The sequence below is a fragment of the Pseudomonas sp. NPDC089534 genome (assembly GCF_044749305.1).
Classification (GTDB): domain Bacteria; phylum Pseudomonadota; class Gammaproteobacteria; order Pseudomonadales; family Pseudomonadaceae; genus Aquipseudomonas; species Aquipseudomonas ekonensis.
Genome location: NZ_JBIVHR010000160.1, coordinates 1 through 6,719 on the forward strand (window position 1 = coordinate 1; position 6,719 = coordinate 6,719).

6 protein-coding genes and 1 pseudogene are annotated in these 6,719 nt (G+C 63.1%); 6 read left to right on the forward strand and 1 reads right to left on the reverse strand.

The window, feature by feature from the left end; all coding sequences use genetic code 11:
- Positions 1-48 precede the first annotated feature (48 nt).
- The 4 genes and pseudogenes from rpmA to ACIP0B_RS27505 all read left to right on the forward strand — a co-directional run.
- A pseudogene (gene rpmA / locus ACIP0B_RS27490) lies at positions 49-270 on the forward strand (50S ribosomal protein L27); the annotation flags it as partial.
- A 192-nt stretch (positions 271-462) separates the two neighbouring features.
- Positions 463-1,686 carry an Obg family GTPase CgtA gene (cgtA, locus tag ACIP0B_RS27495; protein ID WP_400838164.1) on the forward strand — a complete coding sequence of 408 codons (1,224 nt, stop codon included), beginning with the start codon at positions 463-465 and terminating at the stop codon, positions 1,684-1,686.
- Positions 1,687-1,809: 123 nt separating this feature from the next.
- A complete protein-coding gene (proB, locus tag ACIP0B_RS27500) occupies positions 1,810-2,928 on the forward strand; it encodes a glutamate 5-kinase (RefSeq protein ID WP_400838167.1) in 1,119 nt (372 codons plus the stop codon).
- Positions 2,929-2,939: 11 nt separating this feature from the next.
- Entirely contained in the window at positions 2,940-3,404 is a 465-nt protein-coding gene (locus ACIP0B_RS27505; RefSeq protein WP_400838170.1) for a CreA family protein, read from the forward strand.
- A gap of 178 nt (positions 3,405-3,582) precedes the next feature.
- Here the strand turns inward: ACIP0B_RS27505 and rpsT are convergent, their stop codons facing one another.
- Positions 3,583-3,855 carry a 30S ribosomal protein S20 gene (gene rpsT, locus ACIP0B_RS27510; RefSeq protein WP_085584179.1) on the reverse strand — a complete coding sequence of 91 codons (273 nt, stop codon included), beginning with the start codon at positions 3,853-3,855 and terminating at the stop codon, positions 3,583-3,585.
- A 252-nt stretch (positions 3,856-4,107) separates the two neighbouring features.
- On the opposite strand from rpsT, the gene murJ reads away from it, so the two are divergent.
- Together murJ and ribF are read left to right on the forward strand one after the other, a co-directional pair.
- Entirely contained in the window at positions 4,108-5,646 is a 1,539-nt protein-coding gene (gene murJ / locus ACIP0B_RS27515; protein WP_400838173.1) for a murein biosynthesis integral membrane protein MurJ, read from the forward strand.
- Positions 5,647-5,775: 129 nt separating this feature from the next.
- Positions 5,776-6,714: a bifunctional riboflavin kinase/FAD synthetase gene (gene ribF / locus ACIP0B_RS27520; RefSeq protein ID WP_400838176.1), complete on the forward strand. Its 939-nt coding sequence runs from the start codon at positions 5,776-5,778 to the stop codon at positions 6,712-6,714.
- Positions 6,715-6,719 lie beyond the last annotated feature (5 nt).

Sequence of the window (6,719 nt, forward strand, 5' to 3'; positions counted from 1 at the left end):
CAAAGATCATCCTGGACGAAATGGAGCAGGCGGAGGCGCTGATGGCCGGGTCGCGACTCAGAAGCCAAACGACTTGGCGTGAAGATGTACGGCGGCCAGGCCATCAAGGCCGGCAACATCATCGTGCGTCAGCGCGGCACTCAGTTCCACGCTGGCTACGGCGTTGGCATGGGCAAGGATCACACCCTGTTCGCGAAAATCGAAGGCGTGATCAAGTTCGAAGTAAAAGGCGCTTTCAACCGCCGTTACGTGAGCGTTGTCGCAGCCTAATTGCGAGAATGCTGGAGAAGCCCTGTCTTGCGACGGGGCTTTTTCGTTTGTGGGGTGAGTCTCTTGCAAAGCTGTTTGTATGGGCTGTCGGCGTGCGATGCAGGTCGTGTATGGGGTCGCTGCGCTCATCTTTGCAAGAGTCTTATGTCTTGATTGTTTTTCGGCTCGTCCGTGCGGCGAGAGGCGTTGGTTATGAAGTTTGTTGATGAAGTATCGATCCGCGTAAAGGCCGGCGACGGCGGCAACGGGTGCATGAGCTTCCGTCGCGAGAAGTTCATTGAGAACGGCGGTCCCAATGGTGGCGACGGCGGTGACGGCGGTTCCATCTATATGATGGCCGACGAAAACCTCAATACCCTGGTGGACTACCGTTACACCCGGCATTTCGATGCCGAGCGCGGTTCCAATGGCGGCAGCACCGACTGCACCGGCAAGAAGGGCGAGGATCTGATCCTGCGTGTGCCGGTCGGCACCACGGTGATCGACTCGTCCACCCAGGAAGTGATCGGCGACCTGACCAAGTCCGGCCAGAAACTGCTGGTGGCTCATGGTGGCTGGCACGGGCTGGGCAATACCCGTTTCAAGTCCAGCACCAACCGTGCGCCGCGCCAGACCACGCCGGGCAAGCCGGGTGAGCAGCGCGACCTGAAGCTGGAAATGAAAGTGCTGGCCGACGTCGGCCTGCTGGGCCTGCCGAACGCCGGCAAGAGCACCTTCATCCGTTCGGTATCGGCCGCCAAGCCGAAGGTCGCCGACTACCCGTTCACCACGTTGGTGCCGAACCTGGGTGTGGTCAGTGTCGACCGCTGGAAGAGCTTCGTCATCGCCGACATTCCGGGGCTGATCGAAGGCGCTTCCGACGGTGCCGGCCTGGGCATCCGTTTCCTCAAGCACCTGGCGCGTACCCGTCTGCTGCTGCACCTCGTGGACATGGCGCCGCTGGACGAAAGCAGCGCGGCGGATGCGGCGGAAGTGATCGTCAACGAGCTGACCAAGTTCAGCCCTTCGCTGGCTGAGCGCGACCGTTGGCTGATCCTGAACAAGTGCGACCAGATCCTTGAAGAGGAGCACGAAGCACGGGTCAAGGAAGTGGTCGAGCGCCTGCAGTGGGAAGGCCCGGTCTACGTGATCTCGGCCATCGCCAAAGACGGCACCGAGCGCCTCACCCGCGACATCATGCGTTACCTGGAGGATCGCGCCGACCGACTGGCCAATGATCCGGCCTACCAGGAAGAGCTGGCCGACCTCGATCAGCGCATCGAAGACGAGGCCCGCGCCCAGTTGCAGGCGCTGGACGACCAGCGTGCCCTGCGCCGCAGCGGCGTGAAGTCGGTCCATGACATCGGCGACGATGATTGGGACGAGGAAGATGTGGATGATGACGACGGTCCGGAAATCATTTACGTGCGCGACTGATCCGTTGCAGTAAACTTAAGCGCCGCTCAATCGAGCGGCGTTTTGGTATCTGGAAAACGGTAGCCACAAATAACGTCACGGGCAGCGCTGGGTCGCGCTGTCCTCAAGCTAAGGTTGAAGATGATGCGGAGCAAGGTGACAGGTGCGCAGCGTTGGGTCGTGAAGATCGGCAGCGCTTTGCTGACGGCTGACGGCAAGGGGCTGGATCGTGCGGCAATGGGTGTCTGGGTCGAGCAGATGGTGGCTTTGCACGAAGCGGGCGTGGAGCTGGTGCTGGTGTCCTCCGGGGCGGTGGCGGCCGGCATGAGCCGTCTGGGCTGGAACGCACGACCCAGTGCGATGCACGAGCTCCAGGCGGCCGCTGCCATCGGCCAGATGGGGCTCGTGCAGGCCTGGGAATCGAGCTTTGCCGAGCATGGCCGGCATACTGCGCAGATCCTCCTGACCCATGATGACCTGTCCGACCGCAAGCGCTACCTGAACGCCCGCAGCACCTTGCGTGCGCTGGTCGAGCTGAAAGTGATCCCGGTGATCAACGAAAACGACACCGTGGTCACCGATGAGATCCGTTTCGGCGACAACGACACCCTGGCGGCGCTGGTGGCCAACCTGGTGGAGGCCGACCTGCTGGTGATCCTGACGGACCGCGACGGCATGTTCGATGCCGACCCGCGCAGCAATCCGGATGCGCAGCTGATCTACGAGGCCCGTGCCGACGATCCGGCGCTGGATGCGGTGGCGGGCGGCACCGGTGGCGCGCTGGGGCGCGGCGGCATGCAGACCAAGCTGCGGGCGGCGCGTCTGGCGGCCCGTTCCGGTGCGCACACCATCATTGTCGGCGGGCGTCTTGAGCGGGTGCTGGATCGTCTCAAGGCGGGCGAGCGCATCGGTACGCTGCTGTCGCCGGAGCGCGGCATGCTGGCGGCACGCAAGCAGTGGCTGGCCGGGCATCTGCAGACCCGTGGCACGCTGGTGCTGGACGACGGGGCGGTGTCGGCGTTGTCCCAGGGCAACAAGAGCCTGCTGCCGGTCGGCGTCAAGCTGGTGCAGGGCAGTTTCCGCCGTGGCGAGATGGTGGTCTGCGTGGCGCCGGACGGTCGTGAGATCGCTCGTGGCCTGGCCAACTACAGCGCCCTGGAGGCGCAGAAGATCATCGGTCAGTCGTCGGATGCGATTGTCGGCCTGCTGGGCTATATGGCCGAGCCTGAGCTGGTTCACCGTGACAACCTGATTCTGGTTTGAGGATGCGTGCGATGCGGATTGCAAAAGGACTGTTCGGGCTGCTGATGGCGCTGCCGTTGGCGGTCTCTGCCGAGGAGATCGGTCAGGTGTCGACCGTGTTCAAGTTTGTCGGTCCCAATGACCGTATCGTGGTCGAGGCGTTCGATGATCCCAAGGTCGATGGCGTGACCTGCTACCTCTCCCGCGCCAAGACGGGTGGGGTGAAGGGCGGCTTGGGGTTGGCCGAGGATCGCGCCGAGGCGTCCATCGCCTGCCGTCAGGTCGGGCCGATCCGGTTCAAGGGTGAGCTGAAGGATGGCGAAGAGGTGTTCAAGGAGCGCACGTCGCTGGTGTTCAAGACCATGCAGGTGGTGCGTTTCCTCGACAAGAAGCGCAATACCTTGGTGTATCTGGTCTATAGCGACCGCCTGATCGAGGGCAGTCCGCAGAATGCGGTGACGGCGATCCCGATCCTGCCGTGGGCGCCTGCTCAGTAGTTGTACGAGGGCTCCCGCATGGGCTGTGCGCGGCACGGCTCCTGTGGGAGCCAGCCTGCTGGCGATGGCGTCAGTGAGGGTGCTGCGGGGCAGGGGCAGCATTTCCTGTAATCGCATATGCCAAATCGCAGGCAATAAAAAACCGACCCTTGGGTCGGTTTTTTAATGACTACGTCGCTTAGGCTGCTGCTTTCAGTGCCTTGACGTGGCCGTTCAGGCGGCTCTTGTGGCGAGCGGCCTTGTTCTTGTGGATGATGCCTTTGTCGGCCATACGGTCGATGACTGGCACGGCCAGGGTGTAAGCGGCTTGAGCTTTTTCAGCGTCTTTTGCGTCGATGGCCTTAACTACATTCTTGATGTAGGTACGAACCATGGAACGCAGGCTGGCGTTGTGGCTGCGACGCTTCTCAGCCTGTTTTGCACGTTTTTTGGCGGAAGGTGAGTTGGCCACCGTCGAGCTCCTCGAAAGACTTTTTAGGGAATAGCAAACAAAATAGGCCGCGAATCATGCCGATGAGTTGAAGTCTTGTCAAGGGCGCTTGAGACGTTCCGCTAAGTGGTAGGCATAACGCGACGGGATATTTCTTTCCCGCGCATGACCTGTAAACTCGCGAGCTTTGGCTCTGTGCTGTTGCGGCGCGGAGTATCGCACAAGTGGGCGCACAGTTCGCCTGCTGTTTATCGACAGGCACACATTCCTTCAATGAATCTGCTCAAATCGTTGGCCGCCGTCAGCTCTATCACGATGCTTTCCCGGGTTCTCGGGTTTGTCCGCGACACGCTCATCGCGCGCACGTTCGGCGCCGGGATGGCGACCGACGCCTTCTTCATCGCCTTCAAGTTGCCCAACCTGCTGCGGCGGATCTTCGCCGAGGGCGCGTTCTCGCAGGCGTTCGTGCCGATCCTGGCCGAGTACAAGAGCCAGAAGGGCGAAGAGGCGACCCGCACGTTCATTGCCTATGTCTCAGGTCTGCTGACCCTGGTGCTGGCCCTCGTCACGGCGCTGGGCATGCTCGCCGCGCCGTGGGTGATCTGGGCCACCGCGCCGGGCTTTGCCGACACGCCGGAGAAGTTCCGCCTCACCTCCGACCTGCTGCGGGTGACCTTTCCTTATATATTGCTGATTTCGCTGTCTTCGCTGGCCGGGGCGATCCTCAACACCTGGAACCGCTTCTCGGTGCCGGCCTTCGTGCCGACGCTGCTGAACGTCAGCATGATCGTGTTTTCGCTGTTCCTGACCCCGTACTTCGATCCGCCGGTCATGGCCCTGGGCTGGGCGGTGCTGGCCGGCGGCCTGGCGCAGCTGCTCTACCAACTGCCGCACCTGAAAAAGATCGGCATGCTGGTGCTGCCGCGCCTGAACCTGCGCGACACGGGCGTCTGGCGGGTGATGAAACAGATGCTGCCGGCGATCGTCGGGGTGTCGGTCAGTCAGATCTCCCTGATCATCAACACCATTTTCGCCTCGTTCCTGGTGGCCGGCTCGGTGTCCTGGATGTACTACGCCGACCGTTTGATGGAATTGCCGTCCGGTGTGCTGGGCGTGGCGTTGGGCACCATTCTGCTACCGACCCTGGCCAAGACCTACGCCAACAAGGATCGCCATGAGTATTCGCGCATCCTCGACTGGGGCCTGCGCCTGTGCTTCGTTCTGGTGCTGCCGTGCGCGCTGGCGCTGGGCATCCTCGCCGAGCCGCTGACGGTCTCGCTGTTCCAGTACGGTGAGTTCAGCGGTTTTGATGCGGCCATGACCCAGCGGGCGTTGATCGCCTATTCCGTCGGCCTGCTCGGGATCATCCTGATCAAGGTGCTGGCGCCGGGCTTCTATGCGCAGCAGAACATCCGCACGCCGGTGAAGATCGCCATCTTCACCCTGATCGTCACCCAGTTGTTCAACCTGCTGCTGATCGGCCCGCTGGCCCACGCCGGCCTGGCGCTGGCGATCAGCGCCGGCGCCTGCCTGAACGCCGGGCTGCTGTTCTATCAGTTGCGCAGGCAGCAGATGTACCAGCCGCAGCCGGGCTGGGCCAAGTTCGGCTTCAAGCTGCTGGTGGCGGTCGCGGTGATGTCGCTGGTGCTGCTGGCCGGCATGCATTTCATGCCGGCCTGGGATCAGGGGCACATGCTGGAACGGTTCCTGCGCCTGGGCGTGCTGGTGGCGGCGGGCGTGGTGGCGTACTTCGGCATGCTGCTGCTGTTGGGCTTCCGTCTGCGCGACTTCAACCGCAAGGCGTTGGGCTGAGGTTCCGGCCCCTGTTTTCGGGTTCGGGCCGGCGGTTTTGTCGGCTCGATCACTTTGGGTTACGGTGTTGCCTGTCGTCGGCCGTCGGGTGTGGTTATAATCGGCCACTTTATGAGCAAGAAGCGCGTTATGCAGCTGGTTCGAGGCCTTCACAACTTGCGCCCCCAGCATCGGGGCTGCGTCGCCACTATTGGCAACTTTGACGGTGTTCACCGTGGCCACCAGGCTATCCTGGCCCGGCTGCGTGAGCGTGCGCTCGAGTTGGGCGTGCCCAGCTGCGTGGTGATTTTCGAGCCGCAGCCACGGGAGTTCTTTGCCCCGGACACCGCGCCGGCGCGTCTGGCCCGGCTGCGTGACAAGCTGCAGCTGCTGGCCGCCGAAGGCGTCGACCGGGTGCTGTGCCTGGCGTTCAACCAGCGCCTGAGCAAGCTCAGCGCCAGCGAGTTCGTCGACACCATCCTGGTGGACGGCCTCGGCGTGCGGCATCTGGAGGTCGGCGACGATTTCCGTTTCGGTTGCGACCGTCTCGGCGATTTCGACTTCCTGCTGCAGGCCGGCCAGGTGCAGGGTTTCACCGTGGAGGCCGCGCAGACCGTCGAGCTGGACGGCCTGCGCGTCAGCAGCACCCAGGTGCGCAACGCGCTGGCCGCCGCCGACTTCGCCCAGGCCGAACGCTTGCTCGGCCGACCCTACCGGATCGCCGGTCGCGTGCTGCATGGCCAGAAACTGGCCCGGCAACTGGGTACGCCCACGGCCAACATCCAGCTCAAGCGCCGTCGCGTGCCGTTCACCGGGGTTTACCTGGTCGACGTGACCATCGACGGCAAGACCTGGCCCGGCGTCGCCAACATCGGCGTGCGGCCCACGGTGCAAGGTGACGGCAAGGCCCACCTTGAAGTCCATCTACTCGATTTTGCCGGCGATCTGTATGACCGGCGTTTGACGGTGGTTTTCCACCAGAAGCTGCGCGAAGAGCAGCGTTTCGCCTCCCTGGAGGCACTGAAAACGGCGATCAACGCGGATGTCGCCGCCGCCCGTGCACTCGCCGCACCTAGCGCCCATCGCTAATGAAG